The organism is Nitrosopumilus sp. b2 (genome assembly GCF_014078535.1).
GTDB classification, from domain to species: Archaea; Thermoproteota; Nitrososphaeria; order Nitrososphaerales; family Nitrosopumilaceae; genus Nitrosopumilus; species Nitrosopumilus piranensis.
Map to the genome: position 1 here is coordinate 620,906 of NZ_MU078702.1, position 16,076 is coordinate 636,981.

The 16,076-nt window shown below is 33.2% G+C and carries 19 protein-coding genes and 1 tRNA gene; 10 read left to right on the plus strand and 10 right to left on the minus strand.

From position 1 onward, the window contains the following. The 3 genes from C6989_RS10200 to C6989_RS03750 all read right to left on the minus strand — a co-directional run. The coding region (locus C6989_RS10200) for an Ig domain-containing protein (protein WP_255464628.1) at positions 1-805 on the minus strand (805 nt) is incomplete at its 3' end. A gap of 78 nt (positions 806-883) precedes the next feature. Further along, positions 884-1,300: an archease gene (locus tag C6989_RS03745; protein ID WP_182126385.1), complete on the minus strand. Its 417-nt coding sequence runs from the start codon at positions 1,298-1,300 to the stop codon at positions 884-886. A 42-nt stretch (positions 1,301-1,342) separates the two neighbouring features. Continuing rightward, positions 1,343-1,711: a VOC family protein gene (locus tag C6989_RS03750; RefSeq protein WP_148702785.1), complete on the minus strand. Its 369-nt coding sequence runs from the start codon at positions 1,709-1,711 to the stop codon at positions 1,343-1,345. Between the two features lie 100 nt (positions 1,712-1,811). On the opposite strand from C6989_RS03750, the gene C6989_RS03755 reads away from it, so the two are divergent. Next, positions 1,812-2,351 (plus strand): DedA family protein, encoded by a 540-nt coding sequence (locus tag C6989_RS03755; RefSeq protein ID WP_148702786.1) that lies wholly within the window; start codon positions 1,812-1,814, stop codon positions 2,349-2,351. A 424-nt stretch (positions 2,352-2,775) separates the two neighbouring features. On the opposite strand, the gene C6989_RS03760 is transcribed toward C6989_RS03755, so the two are convergent. Further along, positions 2,776-2,952: a DUF1059 domain-containing protein gene (locus C6989_RS03760; protein ID WP_148702787.1), complete on the minus strand. Its 177-nt coding sequence runs from the start codon at positions 2,950-2,952 to the stop codon at positions 2,776-2,778. 80 nt (positions 2,953-3,032) lie between these two features. Here C6989_RS03760 and hisS point away from each other — a divergent pair, with 80 nt between their 5' ends. Further along, a complete protein-coding gene (gene hisS, locus C6989_RS03765) occupies positions 3,033-4,316 on the plus strand; it encodes a histidine--tRNA ligase (RefSeq protein ID WP_148702788.1) in 1,284 nt (427 codons plus the stop codon). Here the strand turns inward: hisS and C6989_RS03770 are convergent. Beyond that, complete coding sequence (locus C6989_RS03770) at positions 4,297-4,962, minus strand: translation initiation factor IF-6 (RefSeq protein ID WP_148702789.1); 666 nt, start codon at positions 4,960-4,962, stop codon at positions 4,297-4,299. The two genes, hisS and C6989_RS03770, sit on opposite strands and share 20 nt — an antisense overlap. A gap of 108 nt (positions 4,963-5,070) precedes the next feature. On the opposite strand from C6989_RS03770, the gene C6989_RS03775 reads away from it, so the two are divergent. The 3 genes from C6989_RS03775 (at position 5,071) to C6989_RS03785 (ending at position 6,379) form a co-directional block, all read left to right on the plus strand. Then, entirely contained in the window at positions 5,071-5,562 is a 492-nt protein-coding gene (locus tag C6989_RS03775) for a 4Fe-4S dicluster domain-containing protein (RefSeq protein WP_148702790.1), read from the plus strand. Between the two features lie 115 nt (positions 5,563-5,677). Next, complete coding sequence (locus C6989_RS03780; protein ID WP_148702791.1) at positions 5,678-6,214, plus strand: 4Fe-4S dicluster domain-containing protein; 537 nt, start codon at positions 5,678-5,680, stop codon at positions 6,212-6,214. 81 nt (positions 6,215-6,295) lie between these two features. Further along, positions 6,296-6,379 (plus strand) — tRNA-Ser (locus C6989_RS03785). A gap of 3 nt (positions 6,380-6,382) precedes the next feature. On the opposite strand, the gene C6989_RS03790 is transcribed toward C6989_RS03785, so the two are convergent. Further along, positions 6,383-7,333: a replication factor C small subunit gene (locus C6989_RS03790; RefSeq protein ID WP_182126386.1), complete on the minus strand. Its 951-nt coding sequence runs from the start codon at positions 7,331-7,333 to the stop codon at positions 6,383-6,385. Between the two features lie 194 nt (positions 7,334-7,527). On the opposite strand from C6989_RS03790, the gene C6989_RS03795 reads away from it, so the two are divergent. The 5 genes from C6989_RS03795 to C6989_RS03815 are packed head-to-tail and all read left to right on the plus strand — an operon-like array spanning position 7,528 to position 13,468. Beyond that, a complete protein-coding gene (locus tag C6989_RS03795) occupies positions 7,528-8,046 on the plus strand; it encodes a DNA replication protein Gins23 (protein WP_148702793.1) in 519 nt (172 codons plus the stop codon). Next, positions 8,039-10,126, plus strand: coding sequence for a minichromosome maintenance protein MCM (locus tag C6989_RS03800; protein ID WP_148702794.1), 2,088 nt, complete (start codon positions 8,039-8,041; stop codon positions 10,124-10,126). The genes C6989_RS03795 and C6989_RS03800 overlap by 8 nt, the downstream gene beginning before the upstream one ends. Further along, complete coding sequence (locus C6989_RS03805; RefSeq protein ID WP_182126387.1) at positions 10,123-12,252, plus strand: DEAD/DEAH box helicase; 2,130 nt, start codon at positions 10,123-10,125, stop codon at positions 12,250-12,252. The genes C6989_RS03800 and C6989_RS03805 overlap by 4 nt, the downstream gene beginning before the upstream one ends. Continuing rightward, positions 12,249-13,241: an MraY family glycosyltransferase gene (locus tag C6989_RS03810; RefSeq protein ID WP_182126388.1), complete on the plus strand. Its 993-nt coding sequence runs from the start codon at positions 12,249-12,251 to the stop codon at positions 13,239-13,241. Before C6989_RS03805 ends, C6989_RS03810 begins: the two co-directional genes overlap by 4 nt. Continuing rightward, positions 13,238-13,468, plus strand: coding sequence for a hypothetical protein (locus C6989_RS03815; RefSeq protein WP_148702797.1), 231 nt, complete (start codon positions 13,238-13,240; stop codon positions 13,466-13,468). The genes C6989_RS03810 and C6989_RS03815 overlap by 4 nt, the downstream gene beginning before the upstream one ends. Here C6989_RS03815 and C6989_RS03820 read toward each other — a convergent pair. From C6989_RS03820 to C6989_RS03835, 4 genes are read right to left on the minus strand one after another with little or no spacing between them, the layout of a single operon-like run. Beyond that, positions 13,465-13,941, minus strand: a complete 477-nt coding sequence (locus C6989_RS03820; RefSeq protein WP_148702798.1) for an acyltransferase — start codon at positions 13,939-13,941, stop codon at positions 13,465-13,467. The genes C6989_RS03815 and C6989_RS03820 overlap by 4 nt on opposite strands. Before the next feature lie 3 nt (positions 13,942-13,944). After that, positions 13,945-14,214, minus strand: coding sequence for a Trm112 family protein (locus tag C6989_RS03825; RefSeq protein WP_148702799.1), 270 nt, complete (start codon positions 14,212-14,214; stop codon positions 13,945-13,947). After that, positions 14,211-15,146 carry a Gfo/Idh/MocA family protein gene (locus C6989_RS03830; RefSeq protein WP_182126389.1) on the minus strand — a complete coding sequence of 312 codons (936 nt, stop codon included), beginning with the start codon at positions 15,144-15,146 and terminating at the stop codon, positions 14,211-14,213. Before C6989_RS03830 ends, C6989_RS03825 begins: the two co-directional genes overlap by 4 nt. Beyond that, the gene (locus tag C6989_RS03835; RefSeq protein WP_148702801.1) at positions 15,147-16,064 is read right to left on the minus strand and encodes a branched-chain amino acid transaminase; all 918 of its coding nucleotides are present in this window, start codon (positions 16,062-16,064) and stop codon (positions 15,147-15,149) included. Positions 16,065-16,076 lie beyond the last annotated feature (12 nt).

Consider the following 16,076-nt stretch of genomic DNA (forward strand, 5'->3'; position numbering starts at 1 on the left):
TGTATCTGTCAACATAACTTTGAGGATCTTTTGATTCATCAACAAATGGCGCTGGAATCTCTAATTCTTCAGGTTCTTGTGTTGTTTGTTTTGGTTCTGTTTCTTTTTCAGATTCTTTCTCTTTTGGTTCAGGTGGAACAGCTGTTGGTTCATTGACTGTTATAGTTATTGATTCTCTATCTATCTGACTGCCACTGGTTGCAACAATATCAAAAGTATATTCGGCTCCTGGATTATTTCCGTGTGATCCTGTTGGAGTCCAAACAAACTTACCCGTATCAGAATTTATTGTAGCTCCACTAGGAACATTTCCCTCCAAACTATAAACTACATTTTCAATAGAACTATCAGTTACACTAACGGTAAATGAAACTGTCTTTAACTCATCTATTTCAACATCTGGAATAGGCTTTAACTCCAAAACAGAATCTGGAATTTCAAAAATCTTCTTTCCGTCAAACTCTATTTTTATAACAATTCCCTCTTCTTCTTTTTGATCATCAGTAAATGCAGTTGCATTATAGATTCCTTCATTATTAAAGAAATTTGAAACTGGTCTTGGTATTACACTAAATTCTCCTTGGGATGGTCCCGGATCAGATAACATTCCCTTAAAATTCCCATTTGAATCCCGAATTATGACAAAAACAATATCCTTTCCATCTTGTTCTCCAATAAAACTAAAATTCTCATCTATGGTGAAAAAACTTTTTTCTAATGAAATTGATGTTACATCGGCATATGCTGGTGTCATGATCAGCAAAGATAATGAAAATAATCCAAATATTCCAAATTTTGTGCTCAACAAAGTTCTTTTGTTTTTGAGGCTTTTAAAAAACACGTATAATTTATCCTAAAGATTTGCAAAGAAATATTCACAACTTTACAAGTCAAGTAAAAATCTCATAAAAACTCCTCCATTTTGCTTAATTTCCATGTCATAAAATGTCGGAGCCTTTATCTCGACTTTGAAATTATGTTTTTTGAAATCAAGTGGTTCACCATATACTGTGGCATTAATTTTGTAGTCCTTATTTTGAATAATTTCTAATTCAATTCTTTTAATCGCAAATCCTTCAGTAATTAGTAAAAAAGGAATTTCTTCTAGCCAACTAAATAAGAGATACCGTAAGTCTTTTCCTTGGGCTGAAAATCTCTTTTTGTCTTTTTCTTTTACTTTGTCTTGATCAAGTGTCAAATTAATTACAGCGTCTGCTGTTACTAAAAATGCTTCTTTGAGATCTTTTGCAGTAACCTCAATTATTGCATCTGTTGCATGATCTAAAAATCTGTAACTCAATTGTATTTTTTGATTTCTTTCTAATTATTTATCTAGTTGGTTTTATTCTGCTTTTGCATCCATCTCTATAATTCCAAAAATATTCATTTCTGTATCGGCACATTGTGCAAACCATCCAACTTTAGGTATTGCCATCTTTGGAACAATTAATTGCCCTCCTTTCTCAACAATTTTTTTTGAAAATTCATCAATTGATGTAACTGTAATCGTATTTGTTATGCCAATTTGTCCTGGGATTCTTTTTGATAATCCCCCATTAATTCCTGGTTCCTTATCAGATCCTGTTGTAACCATCCAATAATCCATAGGCCCATCCCATTTCTCAAACTTCCAATCAAAAACTTCACTGTAGAATTTTTGTGCTCTTTCTGGATTGTCTGATGGAATGTCAAAATGTGAAATTCTAGGCAAATCTTTCTCCACTATTTATTGAAAACCTAGTCATAAAATAATTTCTAATTACAGATTTTACTCGTAAAGTAATTTAATGCGATTTTATTTTCAGAATCAAATGGAACCTTTTGATTCATTTCTTGTATTTATTACAGACTTTTTAGGAGATCATCTCTATGAAGGTATATTCTTAGCGGCTTTAATTGAAACTATAGTTCCTCCAATTCCAACTCTAGCTATTTTTCCAACAGCTGGATTTTTGGCATCTCAACAAGGAATCTCACTTATTGGAATAATTCCTATGATAATTCTGGGTGCAATTGGTGCGACTATAGGAACGTCATCTATCTATCTAATTGCTCTTAAACTTGGAAGAGTCGTTTTACTACGTTATCTAAAATATTTCAAAATTTCTGAAAAAAAATTAGAACGTGTTGAAGATTGGTTTGAAAAATATGGAGATAAGGCAGTTTTTCTTGGAAGAATGGTTCCTGTCATGCGTGAAATGATTTCAGTTCCTGCTGGTTTGCTAAAAATGAAAATTCCAAAATTTATTTTGTACACCTTTGCAGGTTCTTGTGTTTGGTCTGCAGGTACTATTCTATCTGGATACTACTTTGGAGAAGCAATGGGGCTTGCAACTGCTCTTACATCATAAAAATTGATTCTTACTCACTACTTATTTTTTTTAATGTGACTAAGATCCTCTTTCACTGATTCTGCGTTCTAATGAAATAATGTGTGCGTCTTGACAATTAATGTGGCAAAATTTTTCATTACTATCTTCAAATTTTTTACCACAATGGGTACTAACTAATCTCATTTGATCTTAATTAGTGATTAAAGAATTTTAAGGTAATTCAAAATTCCCATATTTAGGAATTAACTTGTTCTGTATCTCTATCTAAATTAACCCCAATTAATTCAGCCCACTTGACTAATTTTTCTAAAAATCCATTGTCTTTTTGTACAAACATGAATTATTCTAGAATAATACAATAAAAGAAATTACTAATCAATTGTTCATTTTTGTTCGTTCTAAAAAATTGAAAAACTGCTTAGTCTTGCATAGTTGTACTAAACTAGATTTCTTTGATTAGTGATTTTATACTAGAAATGCTCTCTGCATTAAGTTCGATCTCTTTATGTTCTGCTAAAACATGTTCTGTAACTTTTTTCATCAATTCTTCTTCAGAATCTGACGATGCTGACCATTTACAATCCTTACCTGCGTCTGAACAACTAATGGTTTTTGTCATGGAGTTAATAATTTTTAGAGATATTTATCTGATTTTCCAATAAAGAAATATCTAAATCATAACTCATTATGGGATAATCAATGGAACTCCCACGAGGAATGAAAGATTTTGAGGCTAATGAAAACTCAAACATTGAACACATTCGAAATCATTTCAAAAAGTTATCTAATTTGTATGGATTTTCATTTATGGAGCCCTCTGTTTTAGAATCATTATCAACATTAGAGACAAAATCTGGTCCTGCAATTAGGGATGAAATTTATTATTTTAAAGATAAGGGAGATCGTGAAGTAGCATTACGTTTTGACTTTACAATGGGTTTGACAAGATATGCAACTGCACAAAAATCAATGAAACTTCCTGCAAAGATTTCTGCATTTGGTGGTGTGTTTAGATATGATGAACCTCAAAAAGGGCGATATCGATATTTTCATCAATGGGACATTGAAATTTATGGCAAAAAAACCCTTGAATCTGAGGCTGAAATAATTGAATTAACATCACGACTTTTTGATTCGTTATTGCTCAAAGATATTGTAATTGACATTAATCATCGTAATCTAGTTGAATCATATATTAACAAAATATTTGAAACAACGGATTCTGATAAAGTGGCAGATATTCTAAGAGCAATTGACAAGATTGCAAAAAAATCAAAAGATGAAATTTTAACTGAATTTACCAAAAAAGGATATGATACTTCTAAACTTGAAAAAATTCTAGAATTCTCCCAAGTAAAAGGTACTATTACTCAAATAGAACAAAATTTTGATACAACACAACTTGAATCGTGGAATGAACTAAAACAACTATTTGACTCTCTAGAAAATAGAGGAGTTTCAAATGTAAGAATCAATTTTGGTATAGTTCGTGGATTAGATTATTATTCTGGAGTAGTATTTGAGGTATTTGATAAAAATTCAAAACTTGGTGCTTTAGCTGGTGGAGGAAGATATGATACGCTAACAAAAGCATTTGGGAGAGATGATATTGGCGCAACAGGTGTTGCAGGTGGGGTGGAGCGAATAATTCTCACAATGCAAGAGCAAAAAATTATTCCCGAAGTTTCACAAAATAGAGTTGCAGTAGTTTACATTAATGATGATATGCAAAAAGTTGCCCATTCCATTACGTCACTATTAAGATTGAATAATATTCCTGCTGATATTGATTTGGCAGGACGTAGTCTAAAAAAACAAATGGATAATGCAGGAAATGCTAGATATTCTATTATTGTGGGACCTCAAGAACTTGAAAATGGAAATGTATTGTTGCATGACATGAGAGATGGAAAGGAGGGAACAATTTCTCTAGAAAAACTAACTGAAGACCCTAACTCTGTTCTTAGTTTAGAAAAGCCCTAGTTAACATCATTATCTCTGGACCTGTTGTTAATGATCCTACCACGATGCAATTATTATTGGCCAAAATTCCTGATGACACGTATGGAATTCCATTATTGATAGAACTCTGCTCCACTTTTACGCCTAATAAATTAGAAAATGTCTTCATATCTTCCTCGTCTGCCTCCGGATGTATGGCCGCCCCGGAATTATTTGCCACCATCACAACCCCTGTCTGATTAAACCCTGAAATTTTTTTCTGAATTGTTTCCACCCCTAAAACATCTGAAATAGTTTGACAATCTTCTTTTGATAACCATGGTGACACAACAGCTCCTTTATCATTTGTACAAATTACATTTCCTAATGCTGTAAATTTTGAATCTAACACTCCAATTTCTAAATCTGTTTCTTTTTTGAGTAAATCGTATTCATTTTGATATGCTGTTTTGGGTAACAAGATCCCTTTGTTATTCATAACACATAATGCACCAATTAATCTGGTATTTGCAATTGAAGTGTAAAGATAGTTTACTCCTAGATGCTTTGAAAGTTTTTCTGCTTTAGTTTTTGCAAATCCCATTGGAAGTAAAATTACACTATCATTAACACTAATGTAAACTCCTATGTTAGGACCGCGATACACATCAAACTTGATAATATCCATATCTGCAAAATTGATCGTACAGCGTTATGAACGTAAGGGATCTCTCCTGACTAGAATCTAGAATTACATTAGTCTAGCTTTAAATAATAACTGAGACAAAACCTCATCATGCCAATAGCAGAAAATTTCCCTGAAGGACTAAAACCCTTAGGAAAGATTTCAGATGGAGAAGGACACTTTCACATTATGTGGGGTCCAGGTAGATCAGATGCAGAAGCATTTTCCGATGCTGATGTTAAAGCAGCATATGAAGCAAGAGGCGAAGAACAAGTTCCTCTTGGTGTAAGTGGTACTATGGTTGCCGTTGATTGGGACTCTTGTGTTGCAGATGGTGCATGTATTGAAGCATGTCCTGTACAAGTCTTTCAGTGGTATAGAACTGAAAAAGATATTCCTGCAAAAGATGTAGTTGGTCAAACTTTTCAAGGAACTGGAAGTTCTGTTAAAGATGAACGAAAGGACATGACTGATAAGGCCGATCCAATTAGGGAACACGATTGCATTTGGTGCATGGCTTGTGTTTCTGTTTGTCCTCCGCAAGCAATCAAAGTAGATCAATCAAATGTTGAAAAGCATGAAAATGCTGCAAAAACTCTGTAGATTCGAAAATCCTTCTTAGAAATTTTTATTTTTTATTGAATTTTATCGATCTATTTTTGTTTAGTCGCGACTAATTTTATCTAGCTTTAAATAATATTTTGAAATAAATTACTTTATGCCAATAGATGAAAAATTTGTTGAAAATCTAGAAGTCGTTGGAAAGACATTGCACTCAGATGGTGAAAATAAACACTTTATCTGGGGTAAAGGCAGAACTGACGGTGAAGCATTTTCAGATGAAAATGTCAAAGCAGCATATGAAGCAAGAGGCGAAGAACAAGTTCCTCTTGGAATTCATGGTACAACTGTAGCAGTTGACTGGGATTCTTGTGTTGCAGCAGGTTCTTGTATGAGTGTCTGTCCTGTTCAAACCTTCCAGTGGTATAGAACTGAAAAAGATATTCCTGCAAAAGATGTTCTTAATGCAACTTTTGATGGAACTGGTTTGACTGAACAAGATGAACGTCTAGATTACACAGATAAATCAATGCCAATCAGAGAACATGATTGTACACAATGTATGGCTTGCCAAGAAGCATGTCCTACACATGCAATCTTGATTGAACCATCTTACCAAGAGTATCACGAAAAAGCTGATGGCTCTTATGTAAAAATGGAATCAACCTCTGTAAATCCACACGCACACGATTAAAGAATTTTTTTCTTTTTTCTTATTTTTACAAATTTAATTTCATCCTCAACAAATTTTAATGTCTATAATCCACAATCTCTTGCAGAGGTCGCCTAGCTCGGTAGGGCGCGGGCCTTGAGAGCCTGTGTGCGCAAGCATACGGGGGTTCAAATCCCTCTCTCTGCGTTTTTAATTTTCTATTTTTGCAAGTTCTGCAAGCATTGCAGACAATTGAATTTCAGAATTAGAACCAACTAAAATTCTGTAATCATATTTTGCAATTACTTCTAAAATATCTGACAGTTTGTCATGCTTTGATTTGAATACTGCAGAGTTTAGATATTTCAAAAAGTCTGATTCTGACATTCCATAAACTTTGATTAACTCAATCATTTTTTCTCTTGCCTCTGGAACTTTTCCAGATAATGCAATTTTTAGAACTTCATCAACATCTGTTGTTTTTGTTAGTCCTGTAGATGCCTTTACATTTTCTTCAGAAATAGCACCCAAACTTGCAGTTGCTTGCATCAGATTAATTGCATGCCTTAGATCTCCTTCAGAATAATCATAAATTGCTTTTAATCCTTTTTTATCTGCCTTTACTTTTTCTTTTTTTGCAATTTCTTCGAGTCTTTTTACGACGTCTTCTTCAGGAACTGATGTAAACTTGAATGTTGCACATCTACTTTGAATAGGATCAATAATCTTTGAGATATTATTTGCAATTAATATAAATCTGCAAATTTTTGCAGTATCTTCTATAATTCTTCTTAATGCAGTTTGGGCATCAGATGTCATTTCATCTGCTTCATCCAAAATAATAATTTTGAATGGAACATCTGCCATTCCTGCATATCTTGAAAACTTTTTTACTTTTTCCCTAACCATTCCAATTCCTCTTTCATCAGATGCATTAAGCTCTAGGGTATAGTCTTTGGAATAGTCTCCTAAAATCTGTCTTGAAATACATAGTGCAGTAGTCGTTTTTCCCACACCTGCTGATCCTGAAAATAACAAGTGAGGCATATCTGTAGGATCTTTGATTAAAGCTTCCAAACTTCCAATAATTTCTGTTTGATTAACTACTTCAGACAACTTCATTGGGCGATATTTTTCTACCCACATTCCTGTTGTAGCCATATGAGTACTTGGAAGCAATTCCCACTAATAAATCCGAATTGGTTATTGTAACATACAGCAAATTAAAATCCATTTAAGCACAATATAATGAGCGATCAGGCTGAGATTAATTAGGATCAATTGATCTCACAAAATTGTTAACAGAATTGATCGATCCGATACTTGAGGATCTAAAAGACAAAAAGTGATCTCACATGGAAATTGATAAAATAGAAAAAGTACATTCGATTGGATACCGCCTAAAGGATGCTAAAGTCACCGTAAATCAAGACTACAAATTCAATGTTGCAGGTTTAAAGACTGAGGGAAAACAGGGCGAAGTAAATAATATACCTCAATGGGTAGGTAAAATTCTAGCAGACAATAATTTGGGAATCCTTGATGCCCCTGACATGATCACTGAACTTAAACAAGCATTATCCAAAGAAAAGATGGTTGGAGAATATCAAATTTCTACATTAGAGCCCCATTTTTACATAAAACTAAAAGAATCTATGAAAGAATTGAATCGAGATGATTTTGATAAAGTAGAAAGTATGATGCTAGAATTATTTCGAATGAGAAGAGGAAAACTAGTAAAACTAGCTGACTCTATAAAACTAAATTCTGATTTGTATAACAAGCTAACTGTTGAAGAAGTAATTTTCTATAAGACAATTTATGATAATAGCAAAGAATTTGAAAATCAAATACAAGGTGAGAAAGATGAGTAGTGCTCAAACTAGTACTTTTACTGATTCAGCATTATCTGATAAAGTAAAAGAATTCTTGACTAGATTCAAAGATAGTAGTGGTGAATACAAGTATGTTCAAGCAATCGATGAGATGATGCCTAAAAATTCTAAATTCATTATTGTTGATTACAATGATTTGATAATTGAGCCAGAAATTATTTCGATATTTTCAGAAAACCCTGATAGAATATTTGATGCATTCTCAAGAGCAATAAAAGAAGCACTACAAACAAGATTCCCTGATTATGCTGAAAAAATCAAAGACGAAGTTCGTGTTAGACTAATTAACTATCCTTCTGAACGAAGTCTCAGACAAATTAATGCTGAAACCATTGGAACCATTACCAGTGTTTCAGGAATGGTAGTAAGAGCTTCTGAAGTAAAACCACTTGCAAAAGAATTGATCTTTATTTGTCCTGATGAGCATCAAACTAAGGTAATCCAAATTAAAGGAATGGATGTTAAAGTTCCAGTTGTATGTGATAACCCGAATTGTAAACAACGTGATTTTGACTTAAAACCAGAAGCAAGTAAATTCATTGATTTTCAGATTCTAAGATTGCAAGAACTTCCTGAAGATTTACCGCCAGGACAACTCCCTCATTATATTGATGTAACAATTAGGCAGGATTTAGTAGATAATGCTAGGCCTGGGGATAGAATTGTCCTTACCGGAGTAGTCCGAGTAGAGCAAGAATCTGTGACTGGAGTAACTCGTGGACACAGTGGATTGTATAGATTGAGAATTGAAGGAAACAATATCGAATTTTTGGGTGGACGTGGTTCTAAAACTGCAAGAAAAATTGAAAGAGAAGAAATTTCTCCTGAAGAAGAAAAAATGATTAAAGCCCTAGCTCATAGTCCTGATGTTTATCAAAGATTAATTGATTCGTTTGCTCCTCATATTCAGGGGCAATCCTTAATCAAAGAAGCAATCTTGTTACTGATTGTAGGTTCTAATCAAAGATCATTAGGTGATGGCAGTAAAATTAGAGGTGACATTAACGTATTTCTTGTAGGTGATCCTGGTACTGCAAAAAGTGAGATGCTAAAATTCTGTTCTAGGATTGCACCGCGTGGTCTGTACACTTCTGGTAGAGGTTCAACTGCTGCAGGACTTACTGCCGCTGTTGTAAGAGACAAAACAGGAATTATGATGCTAGAAGCTGGTGCAGTTGTACTTGGTGATCAAGGTCTTGTAAGTATTGACGAATTTGATAAGATGAAACCAGAAGATAGAAGTGCATTACACGAAGTTATGGAACAACAATCTGCAAGTATTGCAAAGGGAGGTATTGTTGCAACACTAAATGCACGAACATCAATTTTAGCAGCAGCCAACCCTATGTATGGTAAATATGATCCATTCAAAAACATCACAGAAAATGTCAATTTACCAATTCCTCTTTTAACAAGATTTGACTTGATCTTTGTTGTAAGAGATATTCCAACTAAAGAGAAAGATGAAAAGATTGCAAGACACATTATTGAATTACATACCCCTCAAGGAACTGACAAAAAATCTGTAGTAGATGTTGATTTACTTACAAAATACCTCTCATATGCAAAACGTGGTTCTCCTGATTTAACCAAGGAAGCAGAACAAAAAATCCTTGATTATTATCTACAAATGAGAAATGTAGAATCTGAAGAAATGATAACAGTCACTCCTAGACAACTTGAGGGTATCATCAGGCTCTCTACTGCTAGAGCGAGATTACTCATGAAAGATAAGGTTGAAGAGGAAGATGCAGAGCGTGCGATTTTCCTAATTCAAAGTATGCTTCAGGATGCAGGTGTTGATGTTAATACTGGAAAAGTTGATCTTGGCGTATTACAAGGAAAGCCTCGCAGTGAAGTATCAAAGATGCAATTATTCATGGATGTACTAAAAGGTCTGGAAGGTGATAATAAGATCCCTGTTGAAGAAAAAGCCTTTGTTAGGGAACTTGAAAAGAGTGAAAAATTCACTGAAGAAGAGGCAAGAAATTACATTAGAAGAATGCTTAGAGAAGCATCTATTTATGAATCAAAACCCGGTCATTATAACCGAGTATGAAAATAGAAAAATTACAACTCCCTGATTCTGCAATTAAATTCTTAAAATCACAAGGCTTTGAAAAATTATATCCACCACAAGCTGATAGTGTAAAGTCTGGATTACTTGATGGCAAAAGCATTCTAGTTTCTGCTCCTACTGCAAGTGGCAAAACATTGATTGCAATGATTGGAATGATGAGTTATCTTTCAAAAAACAAGGGTAAGATAATTTATCTTAGTCCTTTGAGAGCATTAGCTGCTGAAAAATTTTCAGAGTTTAAAAAATTAGAAAAAATTGCATTAGGTAAGAAAATTAAAGTAGGAATTTCTACTGGTGATTTTGAAAATATTGAAAAAAATCTAGAAAAAAACAATATTTTGATTTTAACAAATGAAAAAATGGATTCTATAATTAGACATGGTGCAGAATGGATTGATGAAATAGGGTTAGTGATTGCAGATGAGGTTCATCTAATCGGTGATGAGAATAGAGGACCAACATTAGAGATGATCTTAACTCAACTAAAACTATTAGAAACAAAACCTCAGATTGTAGGTCTTAGTGCAACTATTACAAATTCTGATGAGATTGCAGACTGGCTTGGATGTAAACTAGTCAAAAATGATTGGAGGCCTGTTCCTTTAACTGAAGGTGTCTGTGATGGTGGTGAAGTTACAATGAATGGTGGAAAAACATTTGAAGTTGAGCGTAGCATTCGTGGAACTCCTATCGATTTAGGTGTACAGTCTGTCAAAGATGGTGGACAATCCTTGGTTTTTGCAGAAACTAGAACACGCTCAAAATCATTAGCAACAAAAGCAGCTGATGCAATATCACAAATTCTACAAAAAAAGGATATAGCTCAACTGGAGAAAACCTCCAAAAAAATCCTGTCTGAGAATGAACATACAGAATTAGTAAAAACATTAGCAACTTTAGTTAAAAAAGGAGTTGCATTCCATCATGCAGGATTAAATCAAAATTGTAGAGAAATAATTGAAAAAGAATTCCGTAATGGTGCCATCAAATTACTGTCGTCTACACCAACCTTAGCTGCAGGAGTTAATCTTCCTGCAAGAAGAGTTGTGATTTCAAATGTTAATAGATATAACGCAAAGGTAGGGGCAAACAGACCTATTAGTATTTTAGAATACAAACAGCTTTGTGGACGAGCTGGAAGACCACAATATGATGATTATGGAGAATCAATTATTGTTGGAAACGGTAACGCTGAAGATTTAATTGATTATTACATAAATGGTGAGCCTGAACCAATTGAATCCAAAATAACTGATGATAAATCTCTTCGAACACATATACTAAGCATTGTAGTTACTCATCCAGGAATTAAAAAAGAAGAAATCTTGGAGTTTTTTTTAGAGACATTAGGCGGATTACAATCAAGAAAACCCACAATAAAATTTGCAATTGATATTTCTCTAAGATTTCTTTCTAGTGAATACTTGCTTGTCAAAAAAGGTGATAGGTATGCCGCAACAGAATTTGGAAAAAAGACTTCTATGCTTTACATTGATCCTCTAACTGCAACATACTTTAGAGATGCTGTTGAAAATGTATCTCAAGACAGGAAACATACTTTTGGGTTTTTACATTTAATTTCAAATTGTGAAGAATTTTTTCCAAAATTCTCTCTCCGCCAGAAGGACTATGAGGCAGCTAGTTTAATGATAGAAAACAATTCTTCAGAATTATTAGAACCCATATCTGAATATGATTGTTCAAGAAGTCTCTTGGCTTTACAGGCTTGGATTACTGAATCTTCAGAATTGTCACTTTCAGACAGTCTAGGAATAGAGTCTGGTGATGTGCATAGAATGACTGAGACTGCAAACTGGCTGGCTTATTGCCTAAGGGAGATATCTAAACATGTTGAAAGGGTTGATTTATTGGAAGAATTGGATGATCTTAGGCAAAGAATTACCTATGGAATTCGTGAAGAATTACTTGATTTAGTGCAAATCAAAGGAATTGGAAGAGTAAGGGCACGAATTCTCTTCAAACACGGAATTAGGAATCTAGATGATTTAGCAAAGATTCCTGTGAATAAATTAGCAGATATTGATAAAATTGGTTCAACCATTGCGGATAACATCAAGTCCGAATTACGAAAGATTAGATATTGATTGAATTTCTTTTTCCTGCAATAATCTCTTGTGTGGCTGCATTTTTTGTAGTTTTTATATTAACTCCTCCTCTGATAAAATTTTTAGAACTCAGAGATTTTGTTGTTAAAGATGTAAATAAAAAAGGTAATGTTATGATTGCAAGACCTGGTGGAATATCAATAATATTGGGAATTATTGCATCTGAAATTATTCTTTACTTGTTTTTACAATTAAATGAAATACTTGCAATTATTTTTACAACCTCTGCAGCCTTTGTAATTGGATATATTGATGATAGAAAAGTTATGGGTGGTTGGTTTAAACCTGTTACACTTGCAATTATATCCATACCTATTATCCTTCTTGGTGTATATGATTCAGATTTATCATTTCCGTTGTTTGGAACCGTACAAATTCCCATACTTTATCTTGCATTAATTATTTTTATAATCCCTATTACTGGAAATACAATCAACTCTATTGATGTTCTTAATGGTGTTGCAAGCGGATTTATGATCATTGCAAGTTTTTCTTTATCGATCTGTTTGTTTATTGTACAAAACTATGAAATTGCAATTGTAAGTTTACCTTTAGGATTTGTTTCTTTAGCATTTTACAAGTTTCATAAAATTCCAAGTAAAATTTTTCCAGGAGATTCTGGAGCTCTAACATTGGGTGTCATGTATGGAACTATTGCAATTGTTGGTAGTGTAGAAATTATTGCAGCAGTTGCATTGTTGCCTGCAGTAATTAATTCATTTTTATTCCTTTCAAGTGTAAAGAAAATAGTTGAACATAGACAAATCAAGGGAACACCTGTAGATCATACAGAAGATTTCAAGTTAAAGGCAACTGATGATAATGCTGCACCTGTAACTTTGGTTAGATTAATTCTTGCTACAGGACCATTAACTGAAAGACAAGTTGGAATTACAATCTTTAAACTTGCCTTGTTTTCAGGAATACTTGCAATTATTACAGCTTCTTTAATGAGTGTGAGAATTTGAGAAAAAATATCTATGGATTTCTGTTTGGAATGTGGCTTTTGATGCTTCTTGGAGGTGGAATTGTTGTTACAATTCTTGGTCCTATAGAAATTTCAGGATTTGGAGATGCAAATTGGTTAATTGCATCTATAATTAAAGCAGTAATTGCAATAATTCTTGTTATTATTTGGATTCTTGTTCTATCTAAACTGAAAAATTGGATTTTCCAAAAGGAGATCCAATCTTAACTTTCTAGCCATTTTTTTTGCTTGATATCATATTCTTCTCTAGTTTTTCTGATTGTTGCAGGCATTCCCATAACAACAACATTTTCAGGTACATCTCTTGTTACTACTGCACCCATTGCAACAACACTGTTTTTTCCAATGGTTACTCCTGCTTTAATTACTGCACGAGCACCAATTATTGCACCTTCTTCAATTGTAACTCCTCTCATCTTATCACACATTGGATAAGGATCATTTGTCAAAACTGCAGCTGGTCCAATGAACACATTTTTTCCAATCTTTGAAAGTGGCGGAATGTAAGCTGAACCTTCTATTTTTGTATTTTCTCCAATCTTAACATTGTAATCAATATGCACTAAAGAACCAATCTTGACGTTATTTCCAATCTCAACATTGTCTCCAATATACGTAAAATGCCAAATTGAAACATTTTGACCAATTTTTGCTTTTTCAGAAATAAAATTTGTTATCATATCTTACAAATGCCATGGGTTAGCCTTTGTAATAATTTTTTCAGGTAATTTATCCCTAAAATTTTTCAAAAATTCTATTTCTTGCTTTTTGTCTCGTAGCTCATCTGGAAGCATTATTGGAATTTCTTCGATTATTGGGTAGAATCTAGAACATTTTGAACAAAAAAGAACTCCTTCTGAAACTATGTTATTATTTTCTTCAATTTCAAATAATTCCAAAGGAAAACTCTTGTCAATTGGACATGCTAAGATATCTATCATTGTTTTATTCATTTTAGATTCAGATAGATTGGTATCCCCTTTTGGCTAGATAAAAGTGCAGCTTCAGCAATTTTTGTTACATTTACTGCCTCTTGGATTTTTACAATTTGTTCTTTTTCTCCATTTATTGAATCTAGAAAATTTTGAATTTCTAATAATAGTGGTTCCTGTTTCTCATTTCGAGGAATTTCTGTCTCATCTTTTTTTTCTATTTTTACTTCTTGTGAAATAAAATCTGATGAAATAATTGCATCTGAACAAACAGCACTAAATGTTCTAACTTTTTTTGGCGTAATCCAGTTTGAAGAAATAATTGCCACTTTGTTTTCTTTATATCCTAACATTATACTCGCAAAATCTTCATATTTGTGATTTATTTTTCCTGCTTTAGCAAAAACTACTATGGGCATCTCATCAAACAACCAATTTGCAGTATCAATATCGTGTACTGAAGTATCATAAATTATTCCAATATCTTTTATGTTAAGTGGCATTCTATTTTCACGATGAAATTCAAGCATAATTAAATCGCCATACTTTTTTTCTTTAACAAGATTTTTTACAACACCTACTGCAGGATTAAATCTCTCAATATATCCACAAGTTAGAATTACTTTATTTTTTCCTGCAATCTTAACAAGTTCTTCACCCTCTTCTGTTTTGTATGTAAGAGGTTTTTCAACAAAAACATGTTTTTTAGACTCAAGTAATTTTTTTGTGATTGTGGTATGGGTAAATGTTGGTGTTACAACCATTGCTCCATCGAATTCTTCAGAGATCATCATATTATCAAGTGATGTATAATGATTAACAGAATATTTTTCTCCGTATTCTTTACTTCGTTGAGCATCTACATCACAAATTGCACTGAGAACTCCTAATTCTGATAAAACCCTTGCATGATTTTTACCCCATCCTCCTGTACCAATTTGTACAATTTTCATCTAATACACCGCAGTTAACCAATGAATGTAGTCATTATTTTTGTTCATTACTATGTCTGTATACTCTTCCATCATCTTCTTTGTAATGTCTCCTGGCTTTCCACCACTAATCTTCTTTCCATCAAGTGCAATTATAGGTGTAATCTCAGCCGCAGTCCCTGTCAAAAATATCTCATCAGACATTGCAAGCTCACTTCTTGTAATTTCTCTTTCAACTACCTCAATATCTAAATCTCTTGCAATTTTGATTACTGCATCACGCGTAATTCCTTCTAATGCTGCTGATGCTAATGATGGAGTTGCAAGTTGACCTTCCCTTACAATAAAGATGTTTTCTCCAGGTGCTTCACTAACATTGCCATCATGATCAAGCAAGATTGCTTCATCTACTCCATTTCTTTTTGCCTCTTGTGTGGCAATAATAGAATTTAGATAGTTTCCTCCCATCTTTGCTTGTGGTGGAGTTGACCTATCTGAAAACTTTCTCCAAGAAACAATTGCCGCTGAAATACCTCTCTTGTTGAATAAATCCCCAAAAGGAAATGTGAAAACAGCAACACTTGTAGGAGCCTTCTCAGTTACATGAAGATTAATTCCGTAATCTCCAACAAAATAAAATGGTCTGATATAGCATGATTTTTTGAGTTTATTTTTCTTGCAAATTCCTGTTATGGCATTAATAATTTCTTTATCTGAAAAATTCAGTGAAATATTGTAAAATTGCCCTGATCTTCTAAATCGTTTTACATGTTCATCTAATCTAAACACATGAAGATTTTTTCCATTCCAATATGCCCTTATCCCTTCAAAAATTGATGTTCCATAATGTATTGCATGTGTAGTGATTGGTACTTGAGCTTTTTCTGTTAAAACATATTTTCCATCAAACCAAACATATTTTGAAATTGGAAGTTTCATAGAAATTTTTTA

What these genes read in the sequence shown, in the direction of transcription:
- C6989_RS03755 (WP_148702786.1), top strand. Translation starts at nt 1,812, where the DNA reads ATGGAACCTTTTGATTCATTTCTTGTATTTATTACAGACTTTTTAGGA.
- C6989_RS03760 (WP_148702787.1), bottom strand. Translation starts at nt 2,952, where the DNA reads ATGACAAAAACCATTAGTTGTTCAGACGCAGGTAAGGATTGTAAATGG.
- hisS (WP_148702788.1), top strand. Translation starts at nt 3,033, where the DNA reads ATGGAACTCCCACGAGGAATGAAAGATTTTGAGGCTAATGAAAACTCA.
- C6989_RS03770 (WP_148702789.1), bottom strand. Translation starts at nt 4,962, where the DNA reads ATGGATATTATCAAGTTTGATGTGTATCGCGGTCCTAACATAGGAGTT.
- C6989_RS03775 (WP_148702790.1), top strand. Translation starts at nt 5,071, where the DNA reads ATGCCAATAGCAGAAAATTTCCCTGAAGGACTAAAACCCTTAGGAAAG.
- C6989_RS03780 (WP_148702791.1), top strand. Translation starts at nt 5,678, where the DNA reads ATGCCAATAGATGAAAAATTTGTTGAAAATCTAGAAGTCGTTGGAAAG.
- C6989_RS03790 (WP_182126386.1), bottom strand. Translation starts at nt 7,333, where the DNA reads ATGGCTACAACAGGAATGTGGGTAGAAAAATATCGCCCAATGAAGTTG.
- C6989_RS03795 (WP_148702793.1), top strand. Translation starts at nt 7,528, where the DNA reads ATGGAAATTGATAAAATAGAAAAAGTACATTCGATTGGATACCGCCTA.
- C6989_RS03800 (WP_148702794.1), top strand. Translation starts at nt 8,039, where the DNA reads ATGAGTAGTGCTCAAACTAGTACTTTTACTGATTCAGCATTATCTGAT.
- C6989_RS03805 (WP_182126387.1), top strand. Translation starts at nt 10,123, where the DNA reads ATGAAAATAGAAAAATTACAACTCCCTGATTCTGCAATTAAATTCTTA.
- C6989_RS03820 (WP_148702798.1), bottom strand. Translation starts at nt 13,941, where the DNA reads ATGATAACAAATTTTATTTCTGAAAAAGCAAAAATTGGTCAAAATGTT.
- C6989_RS03825 (WP_148702799.1), bottom strand. Translation starts at nt 14,214, where the DNA reads ATGAATAAAACAATGATAGATATCTTAGCATGTCCAATTGACAAGAGT.
- C6989_RS03830 (WP_182126389.1), bottom strand. Translation starts at nt 15,146, where the DNA reads ATGAAAATTGTACAAATTGGTACAGGAGGATGGGGTAAAAATCATGCA.
- C6989_RS03835 (WP_148702801.1), bottom strand. Translation starts at nt 16,064, where the DNA reads ATGAAACTTCCAATTTCAAAATATGTTTGGTTTGATGGAAAATATGTT.